The organism is Phenylobacterium sp., assembly GCF_036963605.1.
In the GTDB taxonomy this organism is placed as follows: Bacteria; Pseudomonadota; Alphaproteobacteria; order Caulobacterales; family Caulobacteraceae; genus Phenylobacterium.
Window position 1 is genome coordinate 1 of the sequence record NZ_JBALUY010000012.1, and the last position, 14308, is coordinate 14308.

Annotated in this window: 13 protein-coding genes; 7 read left to right on the forward strand and 6 right to left on the reverse strand. The window is 68.6% G+C overall.

Translation table 11 applies throughout. From position 1 onward, the window contains the following. On the forward strand, positions 1–620 hold a 620-nt coding region (locus tag V7702_RS03885), incomplete at its 5' end, for a class I adenylate-forming enzyme family protein (protein ID WP_335648832.1). Positions 621–623: 3 nt separating this feature from the next. Next, positions 624–1358, forward strand: a complete 735-nt coding sequence (locus V7702_RS03890; protein ID WP_335648833.1) for a TlyA family RNA methyltransferase — start codon at positions 624–626, stop codon at positions 1356–1358. Positions 1359–1420: 62 nt separating this feature from the next. Here the strand turns inward: V7702_RS03890 and V7702_RS03895 are convergent, their stop codons facing one another. Beyond that, positions 1421–2125, reverse strand: a complete 705-nt coding sequence (locus tag V7702_RS03895; RefSeq protein ID WP_335648834.1) for a hypothetical protein — start codon at positions 2123–2125, stop codon at positions 1421–1423. A gap of 259 nt (positions 2126–2384) precedes the next feature. On the opposite strand from V7702_RS03895, the gene V7702_RS03900 reads away from it, so the two are divergent. Beyond that, positions 2385–3596 (forward strand): class I SAM-dependent RNA methyltransferase, encoded by a 1212-nt coding sequence (locus V7702_RS03900; RefSeq protein ID WP_335648876.1) that lies wholly within the window; start codon positions 2385–2387, stop codon positions 3594–3596. Here V7702_RS03900 and V7702_RS03905 read toward each other — a convergent pair whose 3' ends face one another. Further along, a complete protein-coding gene (locus V7702_RS03905; protein WP_335648835.1) occupies positions 3597–4673 on the reverse strand; it encodes a PA0069 family radical SAM protein in 1077 nt (358 codons plus the stop codon). A 79-nt stretch (positions 4674–4752) separates the two neighbouring features. Between V7702_RS03905 and V7702_RS03910 the strand changes: the two genes are divergently transcribed. Beyond that, the gene (locus V7702_RS03910; RefSeq protein ID WP_335648836.1) at positions 4753–5211 is read left to right on the forward strand and encodes a glycosyltransferase; all 459 of its coding nucleotides are present in this window, start codon (positions 4753–4755) and stop codon (positions 5209–5211) included. Positions 5212–5217: 6 nt separating this feature from the next. Here V7702_RS03910 and V7702_RS03915 read toward each other — a convergent pair whose 3' ends face one another. Next, the gene (locus V7702_RS03915) at positions 5218–6828 is read right to left on the reverse strand and encodes a lytic transglycosylase domain-containing protein (protein WP_335648837.1); all 1611 of its coding nucleotides are present in this window, start codon (positions 6826–6828) and stop codon (positions 5218–5220) included. Positions 6829–6897: 69 nt separating this feature from the next. Next, positions 6898–7734, reverse strand: a complete 837-nt coding sequence (locus V7702_RS03920; RefSeq protein ID WP_335648838.1) for a uracil-DNA glycosylase — start codon at positions 7732–7734, stop codon at positions 6898–6900. A 141-nt stretch (positions 7735–7875) separates the two neighbouring features. On the opposite strand from V7702_RS03920, the gene V7702_RS03925 reads away from it, so the two are divergent. From V7702_RS03925 to V7702_RS03935, 3 genes are read left to right on the forward strand one after another with little or no spacing between them, the layout of a single operon-like run. Beyond that, positions 7876–9549, forward strand: a complete 1674-nt coding sequence (locus V7702_RS03925) for an electron transfer flavoprotein-ubiquinone oxidoreductase (protein WP_335648839.1) — start codon at positions 7876–7878, stop codon at positions 9547–9549. A gap of 46 nt (positions 9550–9595) precedes the next feature. After that, the gene (locus V7702_RS03930; protein ID WP_335648840.1) at positions 9596–11311 is read left to right on the forward strand and encodes a tetratricopeptide repeat protein; all 1716 of its coding nucleotides are present in this window, start codon (positions 9596–9598) and stop codon (positions 11309–11311) included. An 11-nt stretch (positions 11312–11322) separates the two neighbouring features. Beyond that, positions 11323–12213 carry a 4-(cytidine 5'-diphospho)-2-C-methyl-D-erythritol kinase gene (locus tag V7702_RS03935; protein ID WP_335648841.1) on the forward strand — a complete coding sequence of 297 codons (891 nt, stop codon included), beginning with the start codon at positions 11323–11325 and terminating at the stop codon, positions 12211–12213. 119 nt (positions 12214–12332) lie between these two features. On the opposite strand, the gene V7702_RS03940 is transcribed toward V7702_RS03935, so the two are convergent. Then, the gene (locus tag V7702_RS03940) at positions 12333–13736 is read right to left on the reverse strand and encodes an ammonium transporter (protein ID WP_335648842.1); all 1404 of its coding nucleotides are present in this window, start codon (positions 13734–13736) and stop codon (positions 12333–12335) included. 69 nt (positions 13737–13805) lie between these two features. Beyond that, entirely contained in the window at positions 13806–14144 is a 339-nt protein-coding gene (locus V7702_RS03945; RefSeq protein WP_335648843.1) for a P-II family nitrogen regulator, read from the reverse strand. Positions 14145–14308: the final 164 nt, after the last annotated feature.

Here is a 14308-nt window from a genome sequence, read left to right on the forward strand (position 1 = left end):
TGACCGAGACCTGCGCCACCGTGACCAGCAACGGCGCCGAGGACTATGTGAACCGCCCCGACAGCTGCGGCCCCGCCGCTCCGGTGGCCGAGCTGAAGATCGTCGATCCCGCCGACGGGGTCACCGAACTGCCGGTCGGCGCCGTGGGCGAGTTGTGGGCCAAGGGGCCGATGGTCGTGAAGGGCTATTGGAACAAGCCCGAGGCCACCGCCCAGACCTTCGTCGACGGCTGGGTGCGCACCGGCGACCTGGCGCGGCTGGATGAGGAAGGCTTCTGCTTCATCATCGACCGAGCCAAGGACATGCTGATCCGCGGCGGCGAGAACATCTACTGCGTCGAGGTCGAGAACGTCCTCTATGACCACCCGGCGATCATGGACGCCGCCATCGTCGGCGTGCCTCACCGCACCCTGGGCGAAGAGCCGGCCGCCGTGGTCACCCTGAAGCCCGGCGCGGAAGTCACCGAGCAGGAGCTGCGGGCTCATGTGGCCGAGCATCTGGCGGCCTTCAAGGTGCCGATCGCGGTGAAGTTCTGGCATGAGACCCTGCCGCGCAACGCCAACGGCAAGATCCTCAAGAACGAGCTCAAGAAGCTGTTCGAGGAACCGGCTGACGCCTGAGCCATGGGCCGTCAGCGCGCCGACCTGCTGCTGGTCGAGCGTGGCCTGTTCGACAGCCGCGCCAAGGCCCGGGCCGCCATCGAGGCGGGCCGGGTCATGGCCGGCGGCGAGCCAGTGCGCCGTCCCGCCGACCTGCTGGACGAAGACATCGAGATCGCCGCCGAGGCCGCCCACCCCTGGGTCGGCCGCGCGGCGCTGAAGCTGGCCCACGCGCTGGAAATCTGGCCGATCCAGGTCGAGGGACGCCACGTCCTGGATGTCGGCGCCTCCACCGGCGGCTTCACCGAGGTCTGCCTGACCCGGCGGGCCGCCCGGGTCTGTGCGGTGGATGTGGGGCGTGGCCAACTGCATCCCAGGATCGTCAACGATCCGCGGGTCCTGAGCCTGGAAGCCACCGACGCCCGGGGCCTGGATCAGGACCGCATCGGCTTTGCACCGGATCTCGTCGTCTGCGATGTCAGCTTCATCAGCCTGACCAAGGCCCTGCCCAGGGCGCTGGCCCTGGCGGCGCCGGGCGCTGATCTGGTGGTGCTGGTGAAGCCTCAGTTCGAGGTGGGGCCAGCCGGGGTCGGCAAGGGCGGCGTGGTCAAGAACGAGGCCGCTCGCGGCCGCGTCCTGGCGGAGGCCCAGGCCTTTCTGGCGGCCGCCGGCTGGACCGTGAACGGCTCTGCCCCCAGCCCGATCACCGGGGGCGATGGGAATGTGGAGTTCCTGGTTTGGGCGACCAAGGCGGCCTGACCTACGAAAAAGGCCGCCCACCTCGAAGGTGGACGGCCTATGATCTCAAGCCTGTTCAGGTCTTAGTCGACGACCTGATAGCGACCCGAATTGTCGCGGCAGACCCGCACGAAGCGCTTCTGGGTCGAGCCGTCCGGCATGTAGATCGGGCTCTCGGCGATGCTGCAGCCATCGGCGCCGGGCTGCTGGGCCACCGAATAGGTGCGGCCGTAGCGGTCATAGGCCTGGCCGTAGGAGCTGGACGAGGAGTAGCCGTAGCGGTTGCTGTCATAGGTCGAGCCGTAATAGCCGGGCGCCGCGCCGCTCTGATAATAGCCGCCCTGATATTGGGGCTGGCTGTAGCCATAGGACTGGCCGTAGCCCTGACCGTAGCGGTTCTGATCGTAGTAGCGGCCGTCGTTGTAGTAGCTGTTCAGGGTCGTGCGGTTGTCATAGCCCGGCGCACAGGCCGCAGCCCGGTTGCCGACCGCAGCGCCCGCCGCAGCGCCGAGCGCCCCGCCCAGCAGAGCGCCTTCGGTGCGCACGCCGCCGGCCGCGGCGTTCGAGCCGATCACCGCGCCCAGCGCGCCGCCGATGAGGGCGCCGGCGGTGCTGCGATTGGTCTGATCACGGCGGCAGGGGTCGTAATAGGTGTTGCCCTGGGTCTGGCCGTAATAGCCGTAGGACTGGGCTGAAGCCATGGTCGGGGCCAGGGCGGCGCCGGCGAGAGTGGCGACGCCCGCAACCGCGGCGACGGCGCCCTTGGCGATGGTGGAACGGGTGGACATCGTAGCTCTCCCTTGAGCGGAAATCGTGGGCGGCGGGTGAGGCTCGCCCCTTGTCGATCTCCAATATGGCGGCGCTTTCCTGAACGGCCGTTGAGCGGGTCGTTCATGTTCGTTCATCTGGCCTGCGACGAGCCGGTCGTGGCGTCAGGCGTCGAAATGTGAAATGGGCGTGGGGATGCGAAGTTCCAAGCCCGTCCGCCGTTCCGCTCCTCGCCTGCCGTCGGGGCCGGCTCCCGAAGCCGAGGTGACGATCGCCGAAATGGGCGGGGAGGGCGATGGGCTCGCCCCTGGGCCGATCTTCGCCCCCTTCACCCTGCCTGGTGAGCGCGTGCGTGTGGCCGGGACCGGCGAACGGCGCAAGACCCTGGCGATCCTGGAGCCGAGCCCGGAGCGGGTCGAACCGCCGTGTCCGCACTTCGGCATCTGCGGCGGCTGCGCCCTGCAGCACTGGCGAACCGACGCCTATCTCGCCTGGAAGCGCGATCGCCTGATCGGCACTCTGGCGCGGCAGCATATCGAGACTGAGGTCCTGCCGATCTTCGCCTCGCCGCCGTTCAGCCGCCGCCGCGTGGCGCTGCACGCCCGTCAGGGCGCGAAGGGCGAGGCGCGCCTGGGCTACAAGATCCGCAATTCCTGGGATCTTGTGGATATCCAGGTCTGTCCCATCGCCGATCCGAAGATCACCGCGGCCCTGCCGGCCATGCGTCGGCTGGCCGCGCCCCTGTTCGAGCATCCCAAGTCGGCCCCGACCCTGCACGTCACCGCCACCGACGACGGGATCGACATCGACATCACCGGCGTGGAGCGCAAGAGCGGCGGTCTGTCGGCGGACGCCCGCATGCGCCTGGCCGAACAGGCCGCAGCCGGCGGCTTCGCCCGCGTCTCCATGGATGGCGAGATCGCCTATATGGACCAGGCAGCCCCCAGCGTGCGGCTGGGCGAGGTCCGCGTGGTCTTGCCGCCGGGCGCCTTCCTGCAGGCCGTCCCGGCCGCGGAGCGGGCCATGGTCGATTTCGTCGCCCAGGCCGCGGCCGGCGCCGAGCGGATCGCCGATCTCTATTGCGGCGTTGGCACCTTCACCTTCGCCCTGGCGCAGATCGCCCCGGTCTACGCTGCTGACGGATCGGCGGCCGCCATCGCCGCCCTCAACGCCGCCGTGGCCACCGCGCCGGGCCTGAAGGGCGTCACGGCCGAGGCCCGCGATCTGGTCCGCCGGCCGCTGCTGATCCAGGAGATGAAGAAGATCGACCTGGCGGTGTTCGACCCGCCCCGGGCCGGCGCGGCCGAGCAGGCCGGCGAGATCGCCGGTTCGAAGGTCAGCCGGGTCATCGGCGTCTCCTGCAACCCGGCAACCTTCGCCCGGGACGCCCGCACCCTGATCGACGCCGGTTTCACCCTGGAGCAGGTCTTCCCCGTGGACCAGTTCCTCTGGTCGCCGCATGTGGAGTTGATCGGCGTCTTCTCCCGCTAGCTAGCCGAACAGGTCAACCTGATCGCCGACGCGCGGCGGGACCTTGAAGGCTGACAGGTCCAGATCGGGCAGGGGCCGGTCGAGGCCATAGCGCCGGCGGGCCGCCCGAAACCTCTGGCCCATCATCTGGGCCACCGGCCCCTGACCCTTCATCCGGGACCCGAAGGTGGCGTCATAGGCCTTGCCGCCGCGCATCTGGCGGACCAGCGACATGACCCGGGCCGCGCGGTCGGGATGGTCGCTCGCCAGCCATTCCTCGAACAGGTCCTTGATCTCCAGGGGCAGGCGCAGGGCCACATAGCCAGAGCCCACGGCGCCGGCCTGGGCGCTGCGCTCCAGCACCGCTTCCATCTCGTGGTCGTTCAGGCTGGGAATGGCCGGGGCGAACATCACCACCACCGGCACGCCGGCTCTGGCCAGGCCCTCCACCGCCGAAAGGCGTCGCTCCGGCGTGGCGGCGCGGGGCTCCATGCTGCGGGCCAGCTTGCGGTCGAGGCTGGTGATGGAGATGGCGACGCGGGTCAGACCGCGGGACGCCATCTCGCCGAGGATATCGGCGTCCCGCAGGATGAGGGCCGACTTGGTGATGATGGTGAAGGGATGGCTGAACCGCTGCAGCACCTCCAGCACCTGCCGGGTCACCCGCTGCTGGCGTTCGATGGGCTGGTAGGGGTCGGTGTCACCGCCGATATGGATGACGCGGGGCTCATAGTGCGGCGCCGATAGCTCCTTTTCCAGCAGGGCGGCGGCGTCGGGCTTGAAGAATAGGCGGCTCTCGAAATCCAGCCCGGGCGAGAGGCCGAGAAAGGCGTGGGCCGGCCGCGCATAGCAGTAGATGCAGCCATGCTCGCACCCCCGATAGGGATTGATCGAGCGGTCGAAGCCGACATCGGGGCTGGTGTTGCGCGCGATGATCGTCCTGGCCTTGTCCGGCAGGACGTGGGTGCGCAGCTGCGTCGGCGTTTCGTCATCCACCGTCCAGCCGTCGTCAAAGGCTTCGCGCTGCTGGCTCTCGAAGCGTCCGCTCGCATTGGTGCGCGCGCCGCGGCCGCGGATCTGCTGGGTGAAGGTGACCATGCTGCAACAGAGTAGCGGAGCATGTGGAACATAACAAGAACACTCTTGACCCGACGTCCGAAGCGCCGCCTTTGGCGCCATGATCACTGTCATTGTCCCTGCCCACGATTCCGCCGAAGCCCTTGCGGGCCTCCTCGCAGCACTGGTGCCGGCGGCGGTGGATGGGTTGGTGCGCGAGGTGATCGTCGCCGACGGGGACTCCGACGCGGCCACGGCCGCACTGTGCGAAGACGCCGGCGCGACCCTGCTGCGGGGCTCCATCGCCGCGGCCGCCGCCATCGCCAAGGGCAACTGGCTGCTGATCGTCACGCCGGACATGCGCTTCCCCAGCCGCTGGATCGAGATCGTCGCCGATCACAGTTCCCGCGCCACCCGGCCGGCCCTGGTGCTGCCGCCCCTGAAAAGCGGGTGGTTTGCCGGCCGACGCCAGACGGGAAGCGCAGGCCTGCTGGTTCGCACCCGGGATTTCGGGGGAACGCAGGGCGATCTGAAGGTGCTACGGGGGCAGTTCGGCCGCGGCGCGGTGCGCCTGGGCTAGGACGCCCTAGAACGTCATCCTGCCGTCGAAGTCGAGGCGGGCGTCGATGATCCGGGCGCCGCGGGCGGCGGCGTCGAGGGTGCTGCAGGTCTCGCCGAAATGGTCGCGATAGGCCCAGTAGGCGGCCACGACCTTTTCCACATAGTTGCGGGTCTCGACCGAGGGCAGGCACTCGATCACCATGAGGCTGTCGGCCTGTTCGCCGACCATGGCCACGGTCTTCTGCAGCGTGCCGGGGCCGCCATTATAGGCCGCCACCACCTGAAGCAGGTCGTAGCCCACCCCGCGCTCCATCAGCCAGGTCAGATAGTCCTGGCCGACGCGGAGGTTGAAACCTGGATCGAACAGCGGGCTCATGTCCTGCTTGAGCTTGTCGTCGCCGGCCGCGCGCGCCGCAGCGTCGGGCATGAGTTGCATCAGGCCCACGGCGCCGGCCGGCGAGACCGCGGCCGGATTGAACCGGCTCTCCTGGTTGACGATGGCGTAGACCAGGGCCTTGTCGATGGTGAAGCCCCATTTGGGCTCCAGCGCCGGCGTCGGATAGGCGAAGGCGGCCCGCAATCGGCCGGCCTGGTCGGCCTGGGAGGTGAGGGGGGCGTTGAGGCCGAGGGCGAGCGTGGTCCAGCGGCTGCGCTCGGGCGCCGAGCGGGCCAGGGTCAGGCCGGCGCGAAGCTCCAGTCCCGCCTCCAACGCCAGGCCCACCTGGCTGAGCGCGACAGCCCGATGGGCGCGGGGATCGGTCTTGGCGAAGCGCAGGATGTCCACACTGTCGGCTCCGGCGCCCGAGGCCCGGAACATATAGGCGCCCTGGCGCGACAGCCGCACCGGCGCAGTCTCTTCGCCCACCAGGGCCAGGCGGCGGTCGGCGATCATGCCGTAGAAGGTGGCGGGGTGGCTGGCGGCGACCCGCAGGTGGGCGTTGGCCCGATCGATCTCTTCGCCCTTGGACGCCGCGCGGGAGGCCCAGAAGCCGCCGGCCGACTTCAGCCACTCGCCCTCGGTCTCGTCCCGGGCCACGGCGCTGAAGAAGCCCTCGGCCTCTTCATAGCGCCCGAGGCGATAGGCCGACATGCCGGCGATCCAGCGCTCGCCGGACGCCACGGCCAGATCGTAACCCCGGGCGAGATCGCCGCTGTAGAAGGCCTCGCGCGCCGCGCGGCCCTTGTCCGAATTCAGTCGTCCGCCGACCTTCTGGGCGGCCGTCTCGACCCGGCCCCAGTCGAGGCCGGTGACCACCGGCGTGCGCGGCGCCGACGCGCCGGCCGGGCGCCGTTTCACCGCCAGGCTATAGACCCGCTCGGCGCCGGGCTGGTCGGCATGGGCGTTCAACCACTTGCTCAGCTCTTCATAGGACGAGGTGTGAGCCGTGGGATGCATGAGTTGGCGAAAGGCGAGGTGGCCGGCCAGGGAACGATCCTTGACCTCGACCATTTGCATCTGGGCTTCGATGAAGTCGCCGCGGTCGACCGCGGCGAAGGCGGCGCGATAGCGAACCACATCCCAGGGTGACAGCACCTGGGGCGCAGCCCAGGCATGACTGGCCACGCCGCTGAGCGCTGCGGCGCTCATAGCGCCAAAGCCCAGGCGGAAGACCTGCCTTCGCGTCGATGTCGTCATGCGACCTTCCACGTCCGCCGACATGTCGCAGCGGTTCCGTGGCCCTTTTCTCGAAGCTCAGGCCAAGGTCTAGTGGGGCCGCTCCGGCCGATCAAGCCTCTGCACCAGAGACACGAGGTCGCTCCACGCTTTCTTCTTGGCTGCCGGCTGACGAAGCAGAAAGGCCGGGTGAAGCGTCGGCATGGCAGGCAGTTCGAGACGTTCGTCCGTGGAGCGCCACTCGAACCAACGGCCGCGCATGGCGAGGATCCCCTCTTCGCGCTTGAGCATCGCCTTGGCCGAGGCGCCCCCTAGCAGCAGCAGGATCTTGGGCGATACGAGTTCGATCGCGCGCTCGACAAAGGGCGCGCAGACCTGCTGCTCCTCGAGGGACGGCGTGCGGTTGCCCGGCGGACGCCAGAACACGGTGTTGGTGATGAACACCCGATCGGTCAGGCCGGCGGCCGCGAGCATCCTGTCCAGGAGCTGGCCGGCGCGACCGATAAAGGGCTCCCCGCGGGCGTCTTCCTCGGCGCCCGGGCCTTCGCCGATGATCATGACCGGCGCATCGGCCCGACCACGACTGAAGACGGCCTGGCGAGCGGCGCCGGCATAGCGCAGGGCGCAACCCTCGAAGGCCGAGATGGCGGCGGCCAGATCGGTTAGGTCCCTGGCCTCGGCCGCCAGGTTGCGGGCGAGGGCTATGGCGTCGCCTGCCTGCACGTGGGAGCCGCCGCCGGCCTGGGTGACGGGCGTCGGCGCCGCAGGCTCCGCCGAAGGTTCGGCGCGGCGGGGGGGCAGGGTCAACCCTGCGGCGATCCGGTCGCTCGCCTCATCCTGGTACAGGCAGTCGACGCCGGCGTCGGCCCAGAAGGCGAGCAGGCTTTCGACCAGGATTTGCGGGGCCGGTGTGGCGGTCTGGTCCATACTTAAGCGTCGAAATCCCAAAGATTCGCGGGGTTTGTCCTTGACCGCGCAGGGGCGACCTTCCGATAAGACGCGCAAAGGATCAACGCCGTTGGCGAGGGTAGGGGCCCCGACCATCGGCCATAGGAGTGTGAGGGGATAATGAGCGAAGACGTCGAACGCGAGTCCATGGAGTACGACGTCGTCATCGTCGGCGGCGGGCCTGCGGGTCTGTCGGCCGCGATCCGCCTCAAGCAGCTGGCCGCTGAGGCCGGCGCCGAGCTCAATGTGGCCGTGCTGGAGAAGGGGTCCGAGATTGGCGCCCACATCCTGTCGGGCGCGGTGATCGACCCGATCGCCATGAACGAACTGATTCCCGACTGGAAGGACCAGGGCGCGCCCCTGGAGACGCCGGTCAAGAAGGACAAGTTCATCTATCTCGGTCCCCAGGGCGAACTCGACATCACCTGGCTGCCGATGCCGAAGTTCATGATGAACCACGGCAATTACATCGCCTCCCTGGCCAACGTCTGCCGCTGGCTCGGCCAGCAGGCCGAAGCCCTGGGCGTCGAGGTCTATCCGGGCATGGCCGCCTCCGAGGTGCTGTTCGACGAGAACGGCGCCGTGCGCGGCGTGGTGGCCGGCGTGTTCGGCATCGACAAGGACGGGAACAAGGGCGCCGACTACCAGCCCGGCGTCGAGTTGCTGGCCAAGTACACCTTCATCGGCGAGGGCGTCCGAGGTTCGCTCGCCAAGCAGTTGATCGCCAAGTTCGGCCTCTCCGAGGGCAAGCAGCCCCAGAAGTTCGGCATTGGCCTGAAGGAGCTGTGGCAGGTTCCCGACGAGAAGTTCCAGCCGGGCCTGGTGCAGCACACCCTGGGCTGGCCGCTGGACGACAAGACCGGCGGCGGCAGCTTCATGTACCACTTCGGGGACAACTACGTGGCCATCGGCTTCGTGGTGCACCTGAACTACAAGAACCCCTGGTTGTCGCCCTTCGACGAATTCCAGCGCTTCAAGCAGCACTCGGCCGTGCGCCCCCATCTCGAAGGCGGCAAGCGCATCGCCTATGGGGCGCGGGCCATCACCGAGGGGGGCCTGCAGTCGATCCCCAAGCTGTTCTTCCCAGGCGGCGCGCTGATCGGCTGTTCGGCGGGCTTCGTGAACGTGCCCCGCATCAAGGGCAGCCACAATGCGATGAAGACCGGCATGCTGGCCGCCGAGGCCGCCTTCGCCGCCATCCAGAGCGGCCGCCAGGGCGACGAACTGGCCGAGTACGAGACCGCCTTCAAGGCCTCCTGGGTCCACAAGGAACTGAAGATCGTCCGCAACACCAAGCCGATCATCGCCAAGTTCGGCACGGCCCTGGGCACCCTGATCAGCGGCGTCGACATGACGATCAGCAACCTGACCGGCGGCTTCTCGATCTTCGGCACCATGAAGCACGGCAAGACCGACGCGGAGTCCACCGGCCTGGCCAAGGACTACGAGCCCATCGTCTATCCCAAGCCGGATAATGAGATCAGCTTCGACAAGCTGTCGTCCGTCTTCCTGTCGGCGACCAACCACGACGAGAACCAGCCGGCCCACCTGCGGCTCAAGGATCCGTCGGTGCCGATCGAGGTGAACCTGCCCCGCTTCGGCGAGCCGGCGCGCCTCTATTGCCCCGCGGGCGTCTATGAGGTGCTCTACGACGAGGCCGGCCAGAACCCGAAGTTCCAGATCAACTTCCAGAACTGCGTTCACTGCAAGACCTGCGACATCAAGGATCCGTCGCAGAATATCGTCTGGACGACCCCCCAAGGGGGCGATGGGCCCAACTATCCGAATATGTGACGCACGCGCGCTTGCGGCGGCGCGTGGAAAAGGAAACCCTAGGGGGATGCGTCTTCGATCCCTGACCGTGATGGTCCCCCTGTTTCTCCTCGCCGCCTGCGCGAGCGCAGCTCCGCCCGGCGCCAACCTGCCAGCTCGCTCTTCATACGGCCTGTTCCTGGCCGGACAGGCGGCGCTGAATGACGGCGAGAGCCGACAGGCTGCGGACTATTTCGACCGCGCGACGGATGTGAGCGCCCAGCCTGGCCTGCTGGCCGAGCGGGCCTTCACCGCCGCCGTCCTGAGTGGCGAGATCGAGCGCGCCGCCGAGATCGCCCCTGTCGATGAGAACGCGTCGGAAGGCGCAAAGCGCCTCGGGCGATTGGTGCGCGCCGTCGAAGCCCTGGCCGATGGCAAGGGCGCGGCGGCCTACGCCCTTCTGACCGAACAGGAGATCGGCTTTCCCCACCGCACGGCGGCGGCTCTGCTGACCCCCTGGGCTGCGGCTTCGGCCGGCGACCAGCAGGCGGCCATCCGCCGGCCTGACGTGCCCGGCGACCGGCTGGTCCAGTATTTCGGTATGTTGGGGCAGGCCTATCAGTTCGAGCGCGCGCGGCGCTATGACGAGGCCGAGACGGACTTCAAGGCCCTGACCGAGGGGGCCGAGGCCGCCCCGATGCTGGTCGTCGCCTATGGAGAATTCCTGGAGCGCCGCGGACGCCGCGATGACGCCGTGGCGCTCTATGACCAGGCCCTGGCGAACTTCCCTCGGGATACAGCCCTGACCGAGGCCAGGGCGCGAGCGACGGCGCGACGCAGCCCACCGCCGCCGCCCACCGTGCGAGAAGGCGCCGCCGAGGCCCTCCTCACCCCCGCCGCCGCCATGCTGGCTGCCCGACAGAGCCAGTTCGCCCTGGCCTATGTGCGGCTGGCCCTGCGCCTGGACCCAGACCGGGTGGACGCCTGGATGATGGTCGGCGACCTGATGGGCGCGGCTGGCGATCTGGAGGCGGCGCGGGCGGCCTATGAGCGGGTGAAGCCCAGCCAGCCCGAATACGCCACCGCTCAGAGCAAGCTGGCCTGGAGCTATCAGGGCGCCGATGAAACCGAGCGCGCCCTGGAGATCGCCCGGGCCAACGCCAGCAACGGCGACCCCGTGGCCCTGCTGACCCTGGCCGACCTGCTGCGGACCAATGAGAAGTACGCCGAGGCCATCGCGCCCCTGGACCAGCTGATCGCCTCCAGTCCGGCGCCGGACTGGAGGCTGCTGTTCGCCCGCGGGGCGGCCTATGAGCGCATGGGCGATTGGCCCAAGGCCGAGGCGGATCTGTCGGCGGCTTTGGAGCTCAACCCCAACGAGCCCGACATCCTGAACTATCTGGCCTATGGCTGGATCGATCGCGGCGAACGCCTGGAAGAGGCCCTGGCCATGGTCCAGATGGCGGTGGACGCCAATCCGCGCTCGGGCGCCATGGTCGACAGCCTGGGCTGGGGTTACTACCGGCTGGGTCAGTATGACCGGGCGGTCGAACTCCTCGAAGAGGCCGTCGAACTCGAGGCCGGCGATCCGGAGGTCAACAACCACCTGGGCGACGCCTACTGGCAGGTCGGCCGCGAGGACGAGGCTGTGTTCCAGTGGCGCCGGGTCCTGACCCTTGAGCCGGACGACCGGATGCGCCGGAACGCCGAAGCCAAGCTGGAATCCGGGCTGGGGCCGCAGCCGAAAGTGGCTGCGGCGACGGAGGCCGCCGCGGCGCCCACGCCGCCATCCGTGGCCCGCTAGTGGCGCAGGAGATGTTCGGACAGGCTTTTGCGCCGGCCAAGGTCAATCTCTTCCTGCATGTCGGCGCCCCTGGCGATGATGGCTATCACCCGTTGAGTTCACTGCTGGTCTTTGCCGATGTGGGGGATCGCCTCTCGCTGGCGCCGGCTGACGCCCTGGAGTTTCGTCTGAGCGGTCCCTTCGCCGAATCCTTGTCCGGGGAGGGGGACAATCTCGTTGTTCGGGCGGCTCAGGCTTTGCTGGGGGGTCTTCGGGGCCCGCGGGCGCCCGTCGGGCTGATGCTGGACAAGGCTCTGCCGGTGGCGGCGGGCCTGGGCGGCGGCTCCAGCGACGCTGGGGCGGCCCTGCGGCTGCTGCGGAGGGCCTGGGCCCCCGAGCTGTCGGATGACGCGCTGCAGGCGATTGCGGCGGACCTGGGCGCCGATGGGGCCGCGTGCCTCTGGGGGGCGCCAGTGCTGGCCGAGGGGCGGGGAGAGGTCCTGACGCCGGCCCCAGGCCTGCCGGTCTGCCCGGCGGTGCTGATCAATCCCGGCGTTCCAGCCTCGACCGCAGGGGTCTATGGGCGGCTAGACGCTCTGGGCGTCTTCGGTGACGTCGCTCCGCCGCCCATGCCCGAGGCTTTCGAGAGCGTCGAGGAACTGGCCGGCTGGCTCAGCCTGCAGCGCAATGACCTGGAGGCGGCCGCTATCGGCATCGCCCCCGAGATCGGCGATGTCCTGGCTGATCTGGCCGCTGAGCCGGAAGTGTTGCTGGCCCGGATGTCGGGATCGGGGGCCACCTGCTTCGCCCTCTGTCCCAGCGACATCGAAGCCGAGCAGCTGGCCGAGCGGCTGGAGAGCCTGCGCCCCGACTGGTGGGTGCGCCGGTGCCGTCTGGGTGGTCCCTGGCCCGAGCCGGCCTGAGACGATCTGAGGCGGCTTTGGCGCCAGATGCGCCGACGCCGACTGAGAGACGAAGCACACCCAAACAAAAACGGGGGCCCCGAAGGACCCCCGTTCCGCGATCAGCCCTGAGAGCCGGATCAGCTGTGGATGGCTTCCCCATGCTGGGAAAGGTCCAGACCTTCGACTTCCTCTTCCTCGGAGACCCGCAGTCCGACGGTGAACTTGCAGATCATCAGGATGATGAAGGTGACGACGGCCGACCAGGCGATCGTGGCCAGGATGCCGTAGCCCTGGGTGATCACGCTGGCGCCTTCGCCGGCGCCGTTGATGGCCGGATCGGCCAGGGCGCCGGTGAGCAGGGCGCCGGCGATGCCGGCCACCCCGTGCACGCCGAAGGCGTCCAGGCTGTCGTCATACTTGAGCATCTTCTTCAGCCACACCGCGCCGACATAGGCCGCCGCGCCGCCGACGAGACCGATGATCAGCGCGCCCTGCGGATTGACGAAGCCGGCGGCCGGCGTCACGGCCACGAGGCCGGCGATGGCGCCCGAAGCCAGGCCCAGCATGCCGGGCTTCTTGCGCTCGACCCACTCAATGACCATCCAGGTGAGGGCCGCGCCCGCGGCGGCGACCTGGGTGTTCATCATGGCGGCGGAAGCGAGGCCGTCAGCCGCCCATTCCGAGCCGGCGTTGAAGCCGAACCAGCCGACCCACAGCAGGCTGGCGCCGATCATGGTGTAGACGAGGTTGTTGGGCGCCATGTTGTCGACGCCGTAGCCTTTGCGCTTGCCCAGGACGATGGCGCAGACCAGACCGGCGACGCCGGCGTTGATGTGCACCACGGTGCCGCCGGCGAAGTCGAGCACGCCCGCCCCGCCGAGGAAGCCGCCGCCCCACACCCAATGGCAGATGGGCGCATAGACGAACACCGACCACAGACCCATGAAGAGCAGCATGGCCGAGAACTTCATCCGCTCGGCGAAGGCGCCGGCGATCAGGGCCGGGGTGATGATGGCGAAGGTCAGCTGGAACATGATCCAGAGGAACTCCGGCAGGCCCGAGGTCAACGAGTGCGCCGTCTCGACCGTGACGCCGCCGAGGAACAGGGCGTCGAAGCTGCCCATATAGGCGTTCAGGCCTTCGCTGGCGTTGGTGCCGAAGGCGATGCTGTAGCCGACCGCCATCCAGAGCACGGTCACCAGGGCGGTGATCGCGAAGCTGGTCGCCACCGTGTTGATGACGTTCTTCTGGCGCACCATGCCGCCGTAGAAGAGCGCCAGGCCGGGAATGGTCATCAGCAGGACCAGGCAGGTGGAGACGAGAATCCAGCCGGTGGAGGCCTCATTCAGTTCCAGCGGAACCTGATGGGCGAACAGATCGGTCGGCGCCGCCTCTTCGACAGGGGCCTCCTCGACAGACGCCGTTTCGGGCATGGGCGCGGCCTCTTCGGCCGGCGCCTTGATCGCGGCCTCGGCCGGCGGCGGCGCTTCCTGAGCCCAGGCCGAAGCGGCAGGCGCTCCGACGATGGCGGCGGCAAGCATAAGCCCCGCCAACCGATTGAATTTCAATGACAACATGTGACTATCCCCTTGTCCCGTTTCTTTGCGCCCTCAAAGGGCGGCGGCCCCGGTCTCGCCGGTGCGGATACGCACCGCATCCTCGACATTGATGACGAAGATCTTGCCGTCGCCGATCTTGCCAGTGGCGGCGGCGGCCTTGATGGCCTCGACGGCCTTGGCTGCGGCCGCATCATCGACGACGGCCTCCAGCTTGACCTTCGGCACGAAGTTCACCTGGTACTCCGCGCCGCGATAGATCTCGGTCTGGCCCTTTTGGCGGCCATAGCCTTTGACTTCCGAGACCGTCAGGCCTTCAACGCCGGCGCTGACGAGCGCTTCGCGCACGTCGTCCAGCTTGAAGGGTTTGACGATCGCCATGATCAGTTTCATCCGCTCGCTATCGCGACGGCTTTACGCCGCGCGTCCCCTTTTTGGTTCGAGCCGTCACCAAGCCCCATGGCCCCATTCCGACGGTGTCGGTTGACGGCGACTGTTACGCTATCGACGGTCGGCCAAACGGGGGGGCGTCGCACATCCCCAGGTTAAGGAAAGCC

Bases quoted from the DNA above. Each gene is read 5' to 3' on its own strand.
- V7702_RS03895 (WP_335648834.1), bottom strand. From the start codon at position 2,125: ATGTCCACCCGTTCCACCATCGCCAAGGGCGCCGTCGCCGCGGTTGCG.
- V7702_RS03920 (WP_335648838.1), bottom strand. From the start codon at position 7,734: ATGGACCAGACCGCCACACCGGCCCCGCAAATCCTGGTCGAAAGCCTG.
- V7702_RS03935 (WP_335648841.1), top strand. From the start codon at position 11,323: ATGTTCGGACAGGCTTTTGCGCCGGCCAAGGTCAATCTCTTCCTGCAT.
- V7702_RS03915 (WP_335648837.1), bottom strand. From the start codon at position 6,828: ATGACGACATCGACGCGAAGGCAGGTCTTCCGCCTGGGCTTTGGCGCT.
- V7702_RS03905 (WP_335648835.1), bottom strand. From the start codon at position 4,673: ATGGTCACCTTCACCCAGCAGATCCGCGGCCGCGGCGCGCGCACCAAT.
- V7702_RS03900 (WP_335648876.1), top strand. From the start codon at position 2,385: ATGGGCGGGGAGGGCGATGGGCTCGCCCCTGGGCCGATCTTCGCCCCC.
- V7702_RS03930 (WP_335648840.1), top strand. From the start codon at position 9,596: ATGCGTCTTCGATCCCTGACCGTGATGGTCCCCCTGTTTCTCCTCGCC.
- V7702_RS03910 (WP_335648836.1), top strand. From the start codon at position 4,753: ATGATCACTGTCATTGTCCCTGCCCACGATTCCGCCGAAGCCCTTGCG.
- V7702_RS03925 (WP_335648839.1), top strand. From the start codon at position 7,876: ATGAGCGAAGACGTCGAACGCGAGTCCATGGAGTACGACGTCGTCATC.
- V7702_RS03890 (WP_335648833.1), top strand. From the start codon at position 624: ATGGGCCGTCAGCGCGCCGACCTGCTGCTGGTCGAGCGTGGCCTGTTC.
- V7702_RS03945 (WP_335648843.1), bottom strand. From the start codon at position 14,144: ATGAAACTGATCATGGCGATCGTCAAACCCTTCAAGCTGGACGACGTG.
- V7702_RS03940 (WP_335648842.1), bottom strand. From the start codon at position 13,736: ATGCTTGCCGCCGCCATCGTCGGAGCGCCTGCCGCTTCGGCCTGGGCT.